Origin of the sequence: Streptomyces sp. NPDC005402, from assembly GCF_040606575.1 — a bacterium.
Lineage (GTDB): Bacteria > Actinomycetota > Actinomycetes > Streptomycetales > Streptomycetaceae > Streptomyces.
Genome location: NZ_JBEXFB010000002.1, coordinates 580,455 through 596,808, shown reverse-complemented (window position 1 = coordinate 596,808; position 16,354 = coordinate 580,455). Strand labels below are relative to the sequence as shown.

The following is a 16,354-nucleotide window of genomic DNA, read 5'->3' as shown; positions in this document are numbered from 1 at the left end:
ACCGCTACATCTCCGAGGAGCTCCCGGCCTTGATCCCGCCCCTCGTCCCCGCCTTGATCACCCCTTTGTCAGTGCCGGGCCGTAGGGTGGTCGCGCTATGACGAAGCCCTCACTCCCCGAACTCCTGCATGCTGCCGTCACTGCCGTCGGCGGCACGGAGCGCCCCGGCCAGGTGACCATGGCCGAATCCGTCGCGGGCGCGATCGACGACGGTTCCCACCTGCTGGTGCAGGCCGGCACCGGTACCGGAAAGTCGCTGGGTTATCTCGTGCCCGCGCTCGCGCACGGGGAGCGGGTCGTCGTCGCGACGGCCACCCTGGCCTTGCAGAGACAGCTCGTCGAGCGCGACCTGCCGCGCACGGTCGAGGCACTGCACCCGCTGCTGCGCCGCCGCCCGGAGTTCGCGATGCTCAAGGGCCGGTCGAACTATCTGTGTCTGCACCGCCTCCACGAAGGCGTCCCGCAGGACGAGGAAGAGGGCCTCTTCGACCAGTTCGAGGCCGCCGCACCCACCAGCAAGCTGGGCCAGGATCTGCTGCGGTTGCGGGACTGGTCGCAGGACACCGAGACCGGTGACCGCGACGACCTCACGCCGGGTGTCTCCGACCGCGCCTGGGCGCAGATCTCCGTGTCCTCTCGGGAGTGCCTGGGCGCGACGAAGTGCGCCTACGGCGCCGAGTGCTTCGCCGAGATGGCCCGCGAGCGCGCCAAGCTCGCCGAGGTCGTCGTCACCAACCACGCGCTGCTCGCGATCGACGCCATCGAAGGCGCTCCCGTCCTCCCGCAGCACGAAGTGCTCATCGTCGACGAGGCGCACGAGCTGGTCTCCCGGGTCACCGGCGTCGCCACCGGTGAGCTAACCCCCGGCCAGGTCAACCGTGCGGTGCGCCGAGCCGCGAAGCTCGTCAACGAAAAGGCGGCCGACCAGCTCCAGACCGCAGCCGAGGGCTTCGAGCGCCTGATGGAGCTTGCCTTGCCCGGCCGGTTGGAGGAGATCCCGGAGGACCTCGGCTACGCGCTGATGGCCCTGCGCGACGCCGCTCGTACGGTCATCTCCGCGATCGGAGCGACGCGCGACAAGTCGGTCCAGGACGAGGACGCGGTGCGCAAACAAGCGCTTGCCTACGTGGAGTCGGTCCATGACGTGGCAGAGCGGATCACGAACGGCTCGGAGTGGGATGTCGTCTGGTACGAGCGCCACGATCGCTTCGGCGCGTCCCTGCGCGTGGCCCCCATGTCGGTGTCCGGCCTGCTGAGGGAGAAGCTGTTCGCGGACCGCTCCGTGGTCCTGACCTCGGCGACCCTGAAGCTGGGCGGCGACTTCAACGGCGTAGGAGCGTCCCTGGGGCTCGCTCCGGAAGGAACCGAGGGCGAGGACCTGCCGAAGTGGAAGGGCCTCGACGTCGGTTCGCCCTTCGACTACCCCCGGCAGGGCATCCTCTACGTCGCCAAGCACCTCTCGCGCCCCGCGCGCGACGGTGACCGGGTGGACATGCTCGACGAATTGACGGAGCTCATCCAGGCGGCCGGCGGCCGTACCCTGGGGCTCTTCTCCTCCATGAGAGCGGCCCAGCTGGCCGCCGAGGAACTGCGATCCCGTATCCCTGAGTTCCCGATTCTCCTCCAGGGCGAGGAGACCCTCGGCGAACTGATCAAGAACTTCGCGGCAGACCCGAAGACCTGCCTCTTCGGCACGCTGTCGCTCTGGCAGGGCGTCGACGTGCCCGGCCCCAGCTGCCAGCTGGTCGTCATGGACAAGATTCCGTTCCCGCGCCCCGACGACCCCTTGATGAGCGCCCGCCAGAAGGCGGTGGAGGACGCGGGCGGCAACGGCTTCATGGCGGTCGCGGCCACGCACGCCGCCCTGCTCATGGCCCAGGGCGCCGGCCGCCTCGTGCGGGCCTCGGGAGACCGTGGCGTGGTCGCCGTACTGGACCAGCGGCTGGCCACGGCGCGGTACGGCAGCTATCTCAAGGCGTCACTGCCCGACTTCTGGTACACCACGGACCGTAATCAGGTGCGGAAGTCTCTGGCGGCGATCGACGCCGCGGCGAAGGCCACGGAAGCGGCGGAGCTCGCCGCCGAAGCTGAGAAAGCCCAGGCGGAGCTCGGGTGAGCATGTTGGTCTGACCCGGCGCCGGGTCAGACCAACATGCGCGATGCGCAGCGATCCGTCACCGGCGCCGGACAGCGCAGGGCCCCGGAACCGGCGCAGAGGTTCCGGGGCCCGGTCGGGTCGGCGAGGCCGGCCGCGGTGCTCAGACGCGCCGCAGAACCGCAACTACCTTGCCGAGGATGGTCGCGTCGTCGCCCGGGATCGGCTCGTACGCGGAGTTGTGGGGGAGGAGCCAGACATGGCCGTCCTCGCGCTTGAAGCGCTTGACGGTAGCCTCGCCGTCGAGCATCGCGGCCACGATGTCGCCGTTCTCGGCGACGGGCTGGCGGCGCACGGTGACCCAGTCGCCGTCACAGATCGCGGCCTCGATCATCGAGTCGCCGACGACCTTCAGGACGAACAGCTCACCGTCGCCGACGAGCTGACGGGGGAGGGGGAACACGTCCTCGACGGATTCCTCGGCGAGGATCGGGCCACCGGCGGCGATCCGGCCCACCAGCGGGACGTACGACGCGGCCGGCTTGCCCGCGGTGTCCGTGGGCTGTACCGAGGCCCCCTGGTCCGAGCCGCGCACCTCGTACGCACGCGGGCGGTGCGGGTCACGGCGCAGGAAGCCCTTGCGCTCCAGTGCCATCAACTGATGTGCGACGGACGAGGTGCTGGACAGGCCGACCGCCTGGCCGATCTCCCGCATGGACGGCGGGTAGCCGCGCCGCTGCACAGAGTCCCTGATGACCTCGATCACCCGTCGCTGCCGGTCGGTGAGTCCCGAGCTGTCTGCACGGATGCCTGGAGGCCGCCCCGGCAGGGAGCGCTTCTGTCCCTCGGGATTCACGGCTTCGTTCATCGCATGCACCGGCTCGAGTCGGCCCTGGGAACGGTCCTGGGCAGTGATGGTGGCACTGTCTGCGGTCGTGGTCACGTCGGCCCCTCTCGATGGTCTCCCTGCTGGACAACGGTAGTTGCTTTCGAAAGGTTGCGCCAAACACACGTTCGAGTGAAAAATCGCGGAGCGCCTGACGCGATCATGTGTCTGGGTGTATGGCTAACGCGCCGCCTGCCGAACAAAAGGGCCCATTGCTGTACTCTTCACCGCCGGACGGCTACCTCGCGGGTTGTTGCCCCAGTCTGCCATCCAGTGTCCCGTCGGCCGGGTACCGGCTCCCATCTGTGCGGGAATCCCACGTCCCCTCCTTGTGGCGCTCACGGTATCTCCGCATGCGCCGCAGCGATACGGCTGTGCGTTCGTGTTCGCCGGGCGTCGGGACGGTCGTATGGCACATGCCAATACGGGCGCGACATGCGTGTGCGGCGTGTATGCCGTGCCAATCCCTACATGTAGTGCTTGGATTGCTACAGCAGCCCAGAAGTTGTGGTCCCCCGGGTCTCCGCGCCCGCCGCGATCGCCTATGCTGGGGGCTGCTTCGAGGGGCCATGGGGCTCAGCGAGGCTATTGAGTCTGCTGTGAGGAGGGTTGGGAGTTCATGCACTGCCCCTTCTGCAGGCACCCCGACAGCCGCGTCGTCGACAGTCGTACGACCGATGACGGCACGTCGATCCGCAGGCGCCGCCAGTGTCCGGACTGCTCCCGTCGTTTCACGACAGTGGAGACGTGCTCGCTGATGGTGGTCAAGCGGTCCGGAGTGACCGAGCCTTTCAGTCGTACCAAGGTCATCAACGGTGTGCGCAAGGCATGCCAGGGGCGGCCTGTCACCGAGGACGCGCTCGCCCAGCTCGGCCAACGGGTCGAGGAGGCGGTGCGGGCCACCGGAAGCGCCGAGTTGACCACCCATGACGTGGGGCTGGCCATACTCGGCCCGTTGCAGGAGCTCGATCTCGTCGCATATCTGCGATTCGCCTCCGTCTACCGGGCGTTCGACTCGCTCGAGGACTTCGATGCCGCGATCGCGGAACTGAGGGAAGACACGGGACCCCCCGCCGCGGACGACGAGGACCGTGGAGAGGCTGTGGGCGGCGACGAGGCCGTCGTGGGGAGCCAGGAAGACGATCGCGGGCCCGGAGGGACTGCTCAAGTCCCCGAGCCCGCCCGCGCCGCCGACTGATCGGCGGGCCGGACCGGGCCAGCACCCCGGATCGGCCGGACGGCGGCGAACCAGGACCTGTTGCGGGCGGTAGCAAGTGGGTGCCCGCAATACCAGACAGAACATCGTGCCACGGGAACAACGGGGCACTTCAGGGCGTTTACGCCCGTACAGGGAGGCGGCATGACAGAGACGGCGAGCGGTCCGGCACGGAGTTCCCGCGCCAAGGGCACCAAGGCGGCTGCGAACAAGGGCCTGCACATCGAGCGCATCCACACCACCCCCGGCGTGCACCCGTACGACGAGGTGGAATGGGCGCTTCGTGACGTCGTCATGACCAACTGGCGCGACGGCTCGGTCAACTTCGAGCAGCGTGGCGTCGAGTTCCCCGACTTCTGGTCGGTGAACGCGGTCAACATCGTCACCAGCAAGTACTTCCGCGGTGCCGTCGGCACCCCCCAGCGCGAGGTGAGCCTCAGGCAGCTCATCGACCGCATCGTGAAGACGTACCGGAAGGCCGGCGAGGACTACAAGTACTTCGCGTCGCCCGCAGACGCGGAGATCTTCGAGCACGAGCTGGCGTACGCCCTCCTGCACCAGATCTTCAGCTTCAACAGCCCTGTGTGGTTCAACGTCGGCACGCCCCAGCCGCAGCAGGTCTCCGCCTGCTTCATCCTGTCCGTCGACGACTCCATGGAGTCGATCCTCGACTGGTACAAGGAAGAGGGCATGATCTTCAAGGGCGGCTCCGGTGCCGGCCTGAACCTCTCCCGCATCCGCTCCTCCAAGGAACTGCTGTCCTCGGGCGGCAACGCCTCGGGTCCCGTCTCCTTCATGCGCGGTGCCGACGCCTCCGCCGGAACGATCAAGTCGGGTGGCGCCACGCGTCGCGCCGCCAAGATGGTCATCCTCGACGTCGACCACCCTGACATCGAGGACTTCATCGAGACCAAGGTGAAGGAAGAGGAGAAGATCCGCGCCCTGCGTGACGCGGGCTTCGACATGGACCTGGGCGGCGACGACATCACGTCCGTCCAGTACCAGAACGCCAACAACTCGGTCCGCGTGAACGACACGTTCATGAAGGCCGTCGAGACGGGCGGCAAGTTCGGTCTGACGTCCCGTATGACCGGTGAGGTCATCGAAGAGGTCGAGGCCAAGACCCTGTTCCGCAAGATGGCCGAGGCCGCCTGGGCGTGCGCCGACCCGGGCATCCAGTACGACGACACCATCAACCGCTGGCACACCTGCCCGGAGTCCGGCCGTATCAACGGCTCGAACCCCTGCAGCGAGTACATGCACCTGGACAACACGTCCTGCAACCTCGCCTCGCTGAACCTGATGAAGTTCCTGAAGGACGACGGCAAGGGCAACCAGTCCTTCGAGGTCGAGCGCTTCGCCAAGGTCGTCGAGCTCGTCATCACCGCGATGGACATCTCCATCTGCTTCGCGGACTTCCCGACGCAGAAGATCGGCGAGAACACACGCGCGTTCCGCCAGCTCGGCATCGGCTACGCCAACCTCGGCGCCCTGCTGATGGCGACCGGCCACGCCTACGACTCCGACGGCGGCCGCGCCCTCGCCGGTTCCATCACCTCCCTGATGACCGGTACCTCGTACAAGCGTTCCGCCGAACTCGCCGCGGTCGTCGGCCCGTACGACGGTTATGCCCGCAACGCGCAGCCGCACCTGCGGGTCATGAAGCAGCACTCCGACGAGAACGGCAAGGCCGTCCGCATGGACGACCTCGACACGCCGATCTGGGCCGCCGCCACGGAGGCCTGGCAGGACGTGCTGCGCCTCGGCGAGAAGAACGGTTTCCGTAACGCCCAGGCGTCCGTCATCGCCCCGACCGGCACCATCGGTCTGGCGATGTCCTGCGACACCACCGGCCTGGAGCCCGACCTCGCCCTGGTCAAGTTCAAGAAGCTGGTCGGCGGCGGCTCGATGCAGATCGTCAACGGCACCGTCCCGCAGGCCCTGCGCCGCCTGGGCTACCAGGAGGAGCAGATCGAGGCGATCGTCGCCCACATCGCCGAGAACGGCAACGTGATCGACGCCCCCGGCCTCAAGCACGAGCACTACGAGGTGTTCGACTGCGCCATGGGCGAGCGCTCCATCTCCGCGATGGGCCATGTCCGCATGATGGCCGCGATCCAGCCCTGGATCTCCGGTGCGCTCTCCAAGACGGTCAACCTGCCGGAGTCGGCGACCGTCGAGGACGTCGAGGAGGTCTACTTCGAGGCCTGGAAGATGGGCGTCAAGGCGCTCGCCATCTACCGTGACAACTGCAAGGTCGGCCAGCCCCTCTCCGCCAAGACCAAGGAGAAGGAGAAGTCCGCGGCCGACGCGGTCACGGAGAAGGCCGAGGCGACCATCCGCGAGACGGTCGAGAAGGTCATCGAGTACCGCCCGGTCCGCAAGCGCCTTCCCAAGGGCCGTCCCGGCATCACGACGTCCTTCACGGTCGGCGGCGCCGAGGGCTACATGACCGCCAACTCCTACCCGGACGACGGTCTCGGTGAGGTCTTCCTGAAGATGTCCAAGCAGGGCTCCACCCTCGCGGGCATGATGGACGCCTTCTCCATCGCCGTCTCGGTGGGCCTCCAGTACGGCGTGCCGCTGGAGACGTACGTCTCGAAGTTCACCAACATGCGCTTCGAGCCGGCCGGCATGACGGACGACCCGGACGTGCGGATGGCGCAGTCGATCGTCGACTACATCTTCCGCCGCCTTGCGCTCGACTTCCTGCCCTTCGAGACGCGGTCCGCGCTCGGCATCCACTCCGCCGAGGAGCGTCAGCGCCACCTCGAGACCGGCTCCTACGAGCCGACCGAGGAGGAGGTCGACGTCGAGGGGCTGGCCCAGTCGGCGCCGCGCACCCAGGAGCTGAAGGCGGTCGCCACGCCGAAGGCCGAGGTCGAGGCGGTCAAGCCTGCCCCGCAGCAGGCCCACACGAGCGCCGAGTTGGTGGAGATGCAGCTGGGCATCCAGGCGGACGCCCCGCTGTGCTTCTCCTGCGGTACGAAGATGCAGCGGGCCGGTTCCTGCTACATCTGCGAGGGTTGCGGCTCGACCAGCGGTTGCAGCTGATCTGAGTTAGACCATCCAGGGCGGTGCAGCCGGACATCGACTGCACCGCCTTCGGCTTTTTCCGTTTCTCCACGAGACGATCACACGTTAGGCTCCCCCAGCGCACGACGGGCGCGAACGGCAGGGTGGGGACACGGGGAACATGACAGAGCAGCAGATTGCCGATGCCTCGGAGAGCGTCGGGCAGCCTGAGAAGGGCCCGAACGAGTGGGGCCAGGCCATAGCTGCACTGGTGGTGGTCGGGGGGCTCGCTGCTCTCGCGTTGTCAGGGACCTTTCAGCAGAAGTCCAGCGACCCCGAGCCGGCCGAGTGCCACACATCGGACGGCGCCCGGCCGTCGAAGCCCGTATCAGGCGGGCAGTTGTGCACGGCGCTGAACCGTGCGGACCTGCCGACACTGCTCGGCACGCCGACCGAGTACGCGATGAACGCCAGCGGCAACGAGAGCGTGGGCAATTGGGCCGACGGCACCAAGACGGTCACGCCCGAGGCGGAGGTCCAGCTGTCCACCTACACCGTGAACCTCTCGACGTCCGACGACGACATCCCGGTGGCCGAGATGGCCGGTTTCCTGGGGGGTTCGGCGCAGAAAAGGACCATAGGCGGGCATCCGGCGGTCCTCTACTCGGACCGGACCATCGCCCTCACGTTCAACCTCGGCGGGGGCAAGGTCGACACCGGCCCCGGCGGGATCGCCCGGAGCCTGCTGGTCGCCAAGGACACCAAGGACGGCGGCGGCTTCTACGAGGTCTCCATATGGCGTCAGGACGACGTCCCGCCCGACGACCTCGCGTTGTTCCGCATCGCCGAAACGGTGCTGCCGACGGTCCCGGGCTGGACCGCCGGCTGACAGGTCACGCCCGGCCCATGGTCCGGGTGAACGTCGCTGGGTCGTCCTCGAAGCCGCTGATCCCCGGGTGGAAGTCCCAGGAACCGTCTTCCTGGCGTACGAACTCCGCGATCCTCGCGGCCGTGGCGCCGAGGACGCCGCCGAAGTCGTCCTCGGTCAGGACCGTGTAGCCCTCCCGTATGCGCAGGGCCGGGTTGATCACACCGACGAAGGTGCGGTGCGCGGAGCGCTGCTGGATGACGGTGCCGACGACCACGCGCGTGTACCGGGCGTCCAGTCGGTCGAGTTCGAGGGTCATGACCTCGTCCCAGCCGAAGCCCTTGCCGTCCTTGCTGTCCCGGTTGAGATAGATGGTGCCGTCGGGGGAACGGCTGTCGAAGTGCACGACATAGGCGGGATCGCCGTACGGATCGCCCGCCACGTAGGTCGCTGCGACGATGTCCAGGTCGGTGGGCGGCTGCCCCGCCGGACTCGGATCCCACTTGAGCGCGACCTCGACCTTGCGGATCCCCTTGTTGATGCCGCTCACCGGATCTCCCCTTCCCCCTGTGTCCACGGCCCGAACTGCCGGTCAGGCAGGACCGGTTGTCCATCCTGCCACGCGAGTCTGTCACTCGTGGGTCACCTTCGCCGCCGAGCGTGACCGGCGCCACGCTCCGTGGCCTTACCATGGCGCGGTGCTGGTCAAGTGGATTCGCTGCACCGTGGTGGACCGCCGCGGCTTCGAGCGGGGGCAGCGAAAGTGGGCGGGGCTTCTGGGAGAGCCGGGGTTTCGGGGACAGGGCGGAGGCTGGAGCCGGGGGCGGCAGGGTGTGGCGCACATCTTCTCCTTCTGGGAGAGCCGTTCCTTCTACGACTCCTTCATGGCGCGTTCCCACGACCGGCTCGCGGCGGCCCAGTCAGGCACGTTCAAGGACATCCAGGTCAAGCTGTTCGACTACCGCTTCGATGTGAAGACGGGCTTCGAGCCTCGCTTCACCGACGCCGACCTGGTGCGGTTCGCGCACTGCCGCGTCCATGAGGAGCGCGCGGAGCACTTCACTCTCATGCAGGAGAAAGTCTGGAATCCGGCCATGGCCGGCTCGCCCGGCATGATTCGCGGCCTGTTCGGCGAGGCCCCTGGGAACGAGTTCCTCGTGCTCTCGATGTGGCGGTCGGCCGCCGAGCACGGCAAGTACCGCACCGAACGTGTGGAGCGGCTCGCCCTGAGAGCCCAGACCGAGGCCGATGTCGCCGCGCTCACGGGCGACATCCTGGACCTTGAACCGGCGTGGACGGTTTGAAATCCGTACTCACCATGCGTGCGCCTCTGGGTGGCCGATGGTGCGGGAAATGTGTGACCTACGCCGTATGGAGCCCGTACGAGTGCTGGATACGGCCCCACCCGATCTAGGGTCTTGGCATGGCACGACCACGGCGAATCGTCCTTGTCCGGCACGGGGAGTCAACGGGCAATGTTGATGACACCGTGTACGAACGCGAGCCCGACCATGCCCTGGCCCTGACGGAACGGGGCTGGCGGCAGGCGGAGGAGACCGGAAAACGGCTGCGGGAGGTGCTGGGCCGCGAACAGGTCAGTGTGTACGTCTCTCCGTACCGCCGTACACACCAGACCCTTCGCGCCTTCCACCTGGACCCCGAGCTCATACGGGTGCGCGAGGAACCCCGGCTCCGGGAGCAGGACTGGGGGAACTGGCAGGACCGCGACGACGTACGTCTCCAGAAGGCGTACCGCGACGCCTACGGGCACTTCTTCTACCGCTTCGCCCAGGGCGAGTCCGGGGCCGACGTGTACGACCGGGTCGGCGGCTTCCTGGAGAGCCTGTTCCGCAGCTTCGAGGCGCCCGACCATCCGCCGAACGTCCTGATCGTGACGCACGGCCTGGCCATGCGGCTGTTCTGCATGCGCTGGTTCCACTGGACGGTCGCCGAATTCGAGTCGCTGTCGAATCCGGGGAACGCGGAGATGCGGATGCTCGTTCTCGGGGACGACGGCAAGTACGCCCTTGACCGGCCCTTCCAGCGCTGGCGAGAGCCGGAACCGTACGGGATCACTGATTAGAGTGGCAGACCGATGACCGCTGACTCCTCATCCGACGGGCGGCTGAGCCGCGCCCTGGCCAGTCTGCGCGGCCTTGCCGTGGGAGACGCGCTGGGCTCTCAGTTCTTCGTGCCGGTGAACTACCCCCTGCTGAAGAACCGCGAGTTGCCGCCCGGCCACTGGCAGTGGACGGACGACACCGAGATGGCCTGCTCCGTGGTGGCCGTCCTGGCCGGCCACCACCGCATCGACCAGGACGCCCTGGCCCACTCCTTCGCCGAACACCACGATTTCGACCGGGGCTACGGCCCCGCGGTCAACCGGCTGCTGCGGCTGGTCCGCGAGGGCGGTGACTGGCGTGAGCTCGCCGCGGCCCTCTTCAACGGGCAGGGTTCCTGGGGCAATGGTGCCGCGATGCGCATCCCGCCCCTCGGGGCCTTCTACGCGGACGACCCGGAGCAGGCGACCCACCAGGCGGAGATCTCGGCGTATCCCACGCATCAGCACCGTGAGGCCGTCGTCGGCGCCATGGCCGTCGCCGCGGCCGCCGCGCTGGCCGCCGCCCCCGACGGTCCGCCCAGTCCCGGTGCGCTTCTGGACGGCGTCATCGCACTCGTCCCGAAGAGTGCCGTGGCCGCGGGACTGCGGCGAGCCCGCGACATGCTCGACTACGGCGACGCCTCCACCGTCGCGGCCGTGCTGGGCTGCGGGCGCCGCACGACGGCCCACGACACCGTGCCGTTCGCGATCTGGTCCGCCGCCCGGTCGCTGGGCGACTACGAAGAGGCGTTCTGGACAACCGCGCAGGTCGGCGGCGACGTCGACACGACCTGCGCCATCGTCGGCGGTGTGATCGCCGGCGGGAAGGTCGGAGCTCCGCCCGCCAAGTGGGTGGAACGCACCGAGGCGTTTCCGGAGTGGTTGCAGGTGTCGGAGTAGAAGCCCCGGGGGCGGCCCCCTGATCACAATGTCGAAACTCTCCGTGCCTGTTGGGAACTCTGCGTAATCGGGTGCTCGTTGTCGTGACAGTTGCCGTGCGACGGATGGGCCGGGGCACGCAGAAGGCACTGAGAGGGGCGTGGTGCGGTCATGGGCTGGTTGCCGCTGTTCGCCCTGGTGCGCGCGGTTCTTCTGGTGCGGATGACCGGACCGTCGTCCTCGCCGTCGATCCTCCGGACCCGGTCCGGTCCTCCGCGGCTCATCGTGAGCCCGGCTCCATCAGCCGAGACCCGGGCCCGCCGTGCCGGCGAGCGCCTCCAGGTCGCTCTTGCGGACCTTGATCACCAACCAGGCGCTGACCAGGGCGAGTACGGCCATCGAGGCAGCCGCGACGAAGCCCGAGGAGATGCCCTGAGCGAGCACCTCGTGTCCCCACGGGGCGGGCAGTTGGTGCGTCTTGGCGAACTCCGCCTTCTGCTCCGCCGAACCGTCAGCCATGAAATGCGGCAGCTGCTTCTCCGCCTCGTCCTTGCTGGCCGACCCGAACACCGTCGTCAGGATGGACAAGCCGAGCGAACCGCCTACCTGCTGCGTGGTGTTGAGCAGCCCGGAGGCCGCGCCGGCCTCGTGCTGGGCGACGCCGGAGACCGCGGTGATCGTCAGCGTCACGAAGTTCAGGCCCATGCCGAAGCCGAAGATCAGCATGGGGCCGAGAACTCCGCCGACGTAGGAGCTGTCGGAGCTGATCAGGGCCTGCCAGGCGAGCCCGGTCACCGCGAGCGCCGATCCGGCGAGCATGAACGGCTTGGGGCCGAGCACCGGCAGGAACCGCTGCGACAGGCCCGCGCCCAGCGCGATGACGACGGTCACGGGCAGGAAGGCGAGACCGGCCTCGATCGGGGTGTAGTCCAGGACGTTCTGGACGAAGAGCACGATGTAGAAGAACATGCCGAACATCGCGGCAGCGAGACTCAGCATGATCACGTACGTGCCCGAGCGGTTGCGGTCGGCGAACATCCGCAAGGGGGTGATCGGCTCCTTGGCGCGCGACTCGATGAACGCGAAGGCGAGCAGGAGCACCACGGCGACGCCGAAGGACCCGATGGTCAGGCTGTCCCGCCAGCCCTCGTCGGCGGCGCGGATGAAGCCGTAGACCAGCAGGGCCATGCCTCCCGTGGAGGTCAGCGCGCCCGCGACGTCGAAGCGGCCGCCGTGCCGTTCGGACTCGCTGATGTACAGCGGGGTGAGGATGGCGATCAGCACGCCGATCGGCACGTTGACGAAGAGCACCCATCGCCAGTCGAGCCACTCGGTGAGCATGCCTCCGGCCAGCAGGCCTATGGCACCGCCGCCCGCGGAGACGGCGGCGAAGACACCGAAGGCCCGGTTCCGCTCGGGACCCTCGGGAAACGTGGTGGTGATCAGTGCCAGCGACGTCGGCGACGCGATCGCGCCCCCCACTCCTTGCAGGACACGGGCGGCCAGCAGCTGCCAGGGCTCCTGGGCGAGACCGCCGAGCAGAGAGGCGAAGGTGAACAGCAGAATGCCGGCCATGAAGACCCGGCGACGCCCGAGGATGTCACCCGCACGGCCACCCAGAAGCAGCAGGCCGCCGAAGGTGAGCGTGTAGGCGCTGACGACCCATGTGAGGTCGGTGGTGCTGAACTTGAGAGCGTCTTGAATGTGCGGCAGCGCGATGTTCACAATCGTCGCGTCGAGTACCACCATGAGTTGGCAGGCGGCGATGACGGCGAGCGCGATGCCAGGTCGCCCTTCCCGGCGGGCCACACCTGGTTTCTGATCCTTGATCAATTGAGAGGTTGTCACTATGGGTCCCCCACAAGCGCTTTAGTGAACGGTCGCGTTCACTGTTGCGTCAACGGTAGTGAGTCCCCAGTAGTGAACGCAAGCGTTCACTTAAGTTTGTTGGCGCGCGGCGTATCCCCCTGAGTTGCCGCGCGGTGCCCCACCCCTCCCCGCAATCCCCCCCGCTTCCCCGTTCGCTGGAGACACACAGATGGTTACCTCGCGCTGGACGGCCGCCCCCGCTCGGACGGCCTCCCTCCGTAGGCGCGGCGCCGTGCTGGAGCGTGCGATCCTCGACGCCGCGCTGGAGCAGCTCGGCACGGTCGGCTGGAACGGCCTCACGATGGAGGGCGTCGCCGCAAGGGCCCAGACCGGCAAGGCCGCCGTCTATCGCCGCTGGCCGTCCAAGGAGGACCTCGTCGCGGACGCACTTCGGGCCGGACTGCCGCGTTTCGAGGAGGCCCCCGATCTTGGAGGTGTGCGCGAAGATCTGCTCCAACTGTGCCGTCAGGCGCGCGAGGCGATGTTCTCGCGCCCCGGCTTCGCACTGCGTTCTGTCATTCACGAATGCGACCAGGCTCAGGCGGAGCGCTTCCATGCCGTGATCTTTCACGGGGTCGTGGAGCCGAGTGTCGAGCTGCTTCGCGAGATCATCACCCGTGGAATAGAGCGAGGTGAGGTGCGCCCAGACGCGGCGAACGACTATGTCTTCGACGCCATCCCAGCCATGATGATGTATCGCTCCAAGATGCGCGGCAGCGAATGGGGTGACCGGGATATCGAAGAGATGATCGACCAGTTCGTGCTGCCGCTGCTGCGGTCGAGCGGACCGTGAGTGCTCTTCGTGGACGTCTCGACGCCGTCCGGAGAAACCGGGGTGTCGCAGGGCGATCCGAGCGGCGTACGCTAAGGGCGCCATGCCGTACGAACCGCCTACTCACACTGTCGAGCGCTCTCTTCGTGCCACGACCGGAGCGAAGATCATCGCCGGTGTCGACGAGGTGGGGCGAGGTGCCTGGGCCGGCCCTGTCACCGTCTGCGCGGCGGTCACCGGACTGCGCCGACCGCCCCAAGGCCTCACCGACTCCAAGCTGCTCAGCGTCAAACGCCGTACCGAACTCGCAGAGGAACTGCGGACGTGGGTGACGTCGTACGCCCTGGGGCACGCGAGTCACGAAGAGATCGACGCCCTCGGAATGACGGCCGCCCTGCGGATCGCCGCCGTGCGCGCCCTGGAGGCACTCCCGGTCCGTCCGGACGCGGTGATCCTCGACGGGAAGCACGACTATCTCGGAACGCCCTGGAACGTCCGGACCGTGATCAAGGGCGACCAATCCTGTGTGGCGGTCGCTGCGGCCTCGGTGATCGCAAAGGTTCAGCGCGACAAAATGATGGCCGAACTGGGTGTCGACCATGCAGACTTCGGTTTCGCGGCCAACGCCGGGTATCCGTCGCCCGTGCACAAGGCCGCGCTGGAGGTTCGGGGCCCCACCCCGTACCACCGGTTGTCGTGGGCGTATCTTGATGCGCTGCCTCAGTGGCGGCACCTCAAGAAGGCCCGCAGCTGGGCGGACGGAAGCGTTCCGGAGATCGAGGGCCAGCTCGGGTTCGATTTCTGACGATTCCGCTCGCACTGATGTGCCACCCGCTGACGCGAGCCGCACCAACGTTTGATAAACATCAGCCCATGCCTCTCATTCCCGAGGAGCCTCAGATTCACGAGAGTGCCCAGGGTCCCCGCGCCACTCCGGCCAGCGGCCGCACCGCGCCGACCCCCCGTCCCGTACCCGGTCCACGCCCCGTGGCTCCGCCGCGTCCCGGTCGTCCCGGCCCGCTGCGGCCCGCGCCGCCGGTGCAGCGGACGCCGCATGACGTGGCCGTGGCCAAGCCCGCAGTGCCGGGCCCCACAGCCCCTGCCTCCGCCCCGACTCCGGTCTCGGCGGCCCCGCAGATCCAGCTCATCCCGGCCTCGGCCGCCGGTGCGCTCGACGCTGCCGAGGAAGCCGTAGACCTCCTGCTGGAGTCGGGCCGTCCCCCCGGTGAAGTGCTGGTGATCACCACCGGCGAACAGCATCCGTGGGCCGCCCATGAGCTGTCCTTCGGTGAAGCCGCCTACTGGGCCCAGCACGACGCCGGTGACGACGTGTTCTACGCGGACGCCACCGCGGCCTCGCGTGTCGCGTCCCGTCCGGTGGTCGTGGTCGCCGTCAACGGCGGTTCTGTCGCGGCTGTCGCCGAAGGCCTGCCGCTGGCACACGCCCGGGCCGGTGCCCTGCTGATCGTCTGCGGCGACCCGCAGCAGATCAACTCGGTACTGGGCGTCGGCGTCTGACTCGGTTTCGGAAGACATCCCGGGGGTGTGGACAGGTGCCGCCCGCGCGGCACCTGCACGGCGAGTCCTTCGGCATATCCACCTCCGAGCCGGACGTCCGGCTCGCACTTCGCACCATGCCGGGGCAAGGAACATGCGCGCCCGACGCGCTACCACTTCGTAGGCCGTACGTCACGGACGTACGGCCGAAGAAGGGTCCTCGGGACGGACTCGGCTTCAGCGAGCCGCCACGCGGCGCAGGACCTCCGAGGCGGCTCCGCCGGTGCGCGGCAGCAGCGGCGGTGACTCAGACGTGGCGAAGGGCTCCGGTGCGGAGTCCGCGTTCGGTCGGCGTCCGCCGCGTCCCTCGCCGAGCACCTGCCACCCGTCACGCGTCAGCGTGATGTACGCCCCGCAGCGCAGCCCGTGCAGGGTGCAGGCGTCACGCAGACCCCACATCCAGGCCCCGTCCTCCTCCGTCCAACGTGCGTCGCCCTCACGGCAGTAGAGCAGCACGGCGGTGCGCACGGGAGTGCGGCGCCGCAGATCGTGCGGGATCACCCGGCGCAGCTGGGCCAGCAGCGTGTTCCGGAACATCCAGCCATCGGCCGGTGCCGGGCGGCGCGTGAACGAGGCGCTCGCCCGCAGCCGTTCGTCCGGGTCGAGGACGGCCACGATCGCGGTCGCCGGTTTGGGACGGTGCCGCGAGTGCAGCCCGCTCACGACCTCGCGCGGGTTGCGCAGCAGCGGGATGCCGGCCTCGGCCCACTCGGCGGGTTCGAGCAGACGGGCCAGAGGGTTGGCGGATGCGGCGGACAGGTCGGTTGACGACGTGGACGCCGCGGAGGACGGAGCGAATCCGAAGGTCACGGTCCTCCCTTCGGCTACGCGCCCATACGGCGGGCGGGGTCGGATTCGGGGGAGCGCGCACCGCAGCAGAGCCCTACCGGTCAACGGACGAGGCCGTGCGGGGAGCGGACCTCAATTCTTCCTGTCGAACTTGGTTGCGGCAACGAGCAATTGGGCTCGCCGACCCGAATCAGATGCTTCGTGGCTTATATCCCTACCCAGTGTTTTACCGGGCGACGCCCGGGACCTCCGAGCCCGGCGGTTTGGGGCCTCGTTCGTACGCGCGCGTAGAGCGTCGTCGCCTCCG

At 68.3% G+C, this 16,354-nt stretch carries 14 protein-coding genes; 10 read left to right on the top strand and 4 right to left on the bottom strand.

Translation table 11 applies throughout. The features are described 5' to 3' along the window. Window positions 1-97: 97 nt before the first annotated feature. A complete protein-coding gene (locus tag ABZT02_RS05640; RefSeq protein ID WP_356014502.1) occupies window positions 98-2,116 on the top strand; it encodes an ATP-dependent DNA helicase in 2,019 nt (672 codons plus the stop codon). A gap of 142 nt (window positions 2,117-2,258) precedes the next feature. Here the strand turns inward: ABZT02_RS05640 and lexA are convergent, their stop codons facing one another. Beyond that, window positions 2,259-3,038 carry a transcriptional repressor LexA gene (gene lexA / locus ABZT02_RS05635; RefSeq protein WP_356014500.1) on the bottom strand — a complete coding sequence of 260 codons (780 nt, stop codon included), beginning with the start codon at window positions 3,036-3,038 and terminating at the stop codon, window positions 2,259-2,261. Window positions 3,039-3,600: 562 nt separating this feature from the next. Between lexA and nrdR the strand changes: the two genes are divergently transcribed. The 3 genes from nrdR (at window position 3,601) to ABZT02_RS05620 (ending at window position 8,101) form a co-directional block, all read left to right on the top strand. Then, window positions 3,601-4,179, top strand: coding sequence for a transcriptional regulator NrdR (gene nrdR / locus ABZT02_RS05630; protein WP_356014499.1), 579 nt, complete (start codon window positions 3,601-3,603; stop codon window positions 4,177-4,179). Window positions 4,180-4,341: 162 nt separating this feature from the next. Continuing rightward, the gene (locus ABZT02_RS05625) at window positions 4,342-7,251 is read left to right on the top strand and encodes a vitamin B12-dependent ribonucleotide reductase (RefSeq protein WP_356014497.1); all 2,910 of its coding nucleotides are present in this window, start codon (window positions 4,342-4,344) and stop codon (window positions 7,249-7,251) included. A gap of 142 nt (window positions 7,252-7,393) precedes the next feature. Next, window positions 7,394-8,101, top strand: a complete 708-nt coding sequence (locus tag ABZT02_RS05620) for a DUF6215 domain-containing protein (RefSeq protein WP_356014495.1) — start codon at window positions 7,394-7,396, stop codon at window positions 8,099-8,101. A gap of 4 nt (window positions 8,102-8,105) precedes the next feature. On the opposite strand, the gene ABZT02_RS05615 is transcribed toward ABZT02_RS05620, so the two are convergent. Further along, window positions 8,106-8,630 carry a TerD family protein gene (locus tag ABZT02_RS05615; RefSeq protein WP_356014494.1) on the bottom strand — a complete coding sequence of 175 codons (525 nt, stop codon included), beginning with the start codon at window positions 8,628-8,630 and terminating at the stop codon, window positions 8,106-8,108. Between the two features lie 148 nt (window positions 8,631-8,778). Here ABZT02_RS05615 and ABZT02_RS05610 point away from each other — a divergent pair, with 148 nt between their 5' ends. From ABZT02_RS05610 to ABZT02_RS05600, 3 genes are all read left to right on the top strand, one after another. Further along, the gene (locus ABZT02_RS05610) at window positions 8,779-9,384 is read left to right on the top strand and encodes a YdbC family protein (RefSeq protein ID WP_351990707.1); all 606 of its coding nucleotides are present in this window, start codon (window positions 8,779-8,781) and stop codon (window positions 9,382-9,384) included. A gap of 119 nt (window positions 9,385-9,503) precedes the next feature. Further along, on the top strand, window positions 9,504-10,163 hold the full coding sequence (locus tag ABZT02_RS05605) for a histidine phosphatase family protein (RefSeq protein ID WP_356014493.1): 660 nt from the start codon (window positions 9,504-9,506) through the stop codon (window positions 10,161-10,163). A gap of 12 nt (window positions 10,164-10,175) precedes the next feature. Then, window positions 10,176-11,081, top strand: coding sequence for an ADP-ribosylglycohydrolase family protein (locus ABZT02_RS05600; protein ID WP_356014492.1), 906 nt, complete (start codon window positions 10,176-10,178; stop codon window positions 11,079-11,081). A 279-nt stretch (window positions 11,082-11,360) separates the two neighbouring features. Here the strand turns inward: ABZT02_RS05600 and ABZT02_RS05595 are convergent, their stop codons facing one another. Further along, window positions 11,361-12,908, bottom strand: coding sequence for an MFS transporter (locus ABZT02_RS05595; RefSeq protein WP_356014491.1), 1,548 nt, complete (start codon window positions 12,906-12,908; stop codon window positions 11,361-11,363). 190 nt (window positions 12,909-13,098) lie between these two features. On the opposite strand from ABZT02_RS05595, the gene ABZT02_RS05590 reads away from it, so the two are divergent. From ABZT02_RS05590 to ABZT02_RS05580, 3 genes are all read left to right on the top strand, one after another. Next, complete coding sequence (locus ABZT02_RS05590) at window positions 13,099-13,722, top strand: TetR/AcrR family transcriptional regulator (RefSeq protein ID WP_356014489.1); 624 nt, start codon at window positions 13,099-13,101, stop codon at window positions 13,720-13,722. An 82-nt stretch (window positions 13,723-13,804) separates the two neighbouring features. After that, the gene (locus ABZT02_RS05585; RefSeq protein WP_356014487.1) at window positions 13,805-14,506 is read left to right on the top strand and encodes a ribonuclease HII; all 702 of its coding nucleotides are present in this window, start codon (window positions 13,805-13,807) and stop codon (window positions 14,504-14,506) included. Between the two features lie 68 nt (window positions 14,507-14,574). Then, window positions 14,575-15,219: a hypothetical protein gene (locus ABZT02_RS05580; protein ID WP_356014485.1), complete on the top strand. Its 645-nt coding sequence runs from the start codon at window positions 14,575-14,577 to the stop codon at window positions 15,217-15,219. Window positions 15,220-15,435: 216 nt separating this feature from the next. Here ABZT02_RS05580 and ABZT02_RS05575 read toward each other — a convergent pair whose 3' ends face one another. Next, window positions 15,436-16,068, bottom strand: coding sequence for a hypothetical protein (locus ABZT02_RS05575; RefSeq protein ID WP_306975458.1), 633 nt, complete (start codon window positions 16,066-16,068; stop codon window positions 15,436-15,438). Between the last annotated feature and the right edge of the window lie 286 nt (window positions 16,069-16,354).

What these genes read in the sequence shown, in the direction of transcription:
- ABZT02_RS05640 (WP_356014502.1), top strand. Translation starts at nt 98, where the DNA reads ATGACGAAGCCCTCACTCCCCGAACTCCTGCATGCTGCCGTCACTGCC.
- ABZT02_RS05605 (WP_356014493.1), top strand. Translation starts at nt 9,504, where the DNA reads ATGGCACGACCACGGCGAATCGTCCTTGTCCGGCACGGGGAGTCAACG.
- ABZT02_RS05580 (WP_356014485.1), top strand. Translation starts at nt 14,575, where the DNA reads ATGCCTCTCATTCCCGAGGAGCCTCAGATTCACGAGAGTGCCCAGGGT.
- ABZT02_RS05590 (WP_356014489.1), top strand. Translation starts at nt 13,099, where the DNA reads ATGGTTACCTCGCGCTGGACGGCCGCCCCCGCTCGGACGGCCTCCCTC.
- ABZT02_RS05620 (WP_356014495.1), top strand. Translation starts at nt 7,394, where the DNA reads ATGACAGAGCAGCAGATTGCCGATGCCTCGGAGAGCGTCGGGCAGCCT.
- ABZT02_RS05625 (WP_356014497.1), top strand. Translation starts at nt 4,342, where the DNA reads ATGACAGAGACGGCGAGCGGTCCGGCACGGAGTTCCCGCGCCAAGGGC.
- ABZT02_RS05600 (WP_356014492.1), top strand. Translation starts at nt 10,176, where the DNA reads ATGACCGCTGACTCCTCATCCGACGGGCGGCTGAGCCGCGCCCTGGCC.
- nrdR (WP_356014499.1), top strand. Translation starts at nt 3,601, where the DNA reads ATGCACTGCCCCTTCTGCAGGCACCCCGACAGCCGCGTCGTCGACAGT.
- ABZT02_RS05585 (WP_356014487.1), top strand. Translation starts at nt 13,805, where the DNA reads ATGCCGTACGAACCGCCTACTCACACTGTCGAGCGCTCTCTTCGTGCC.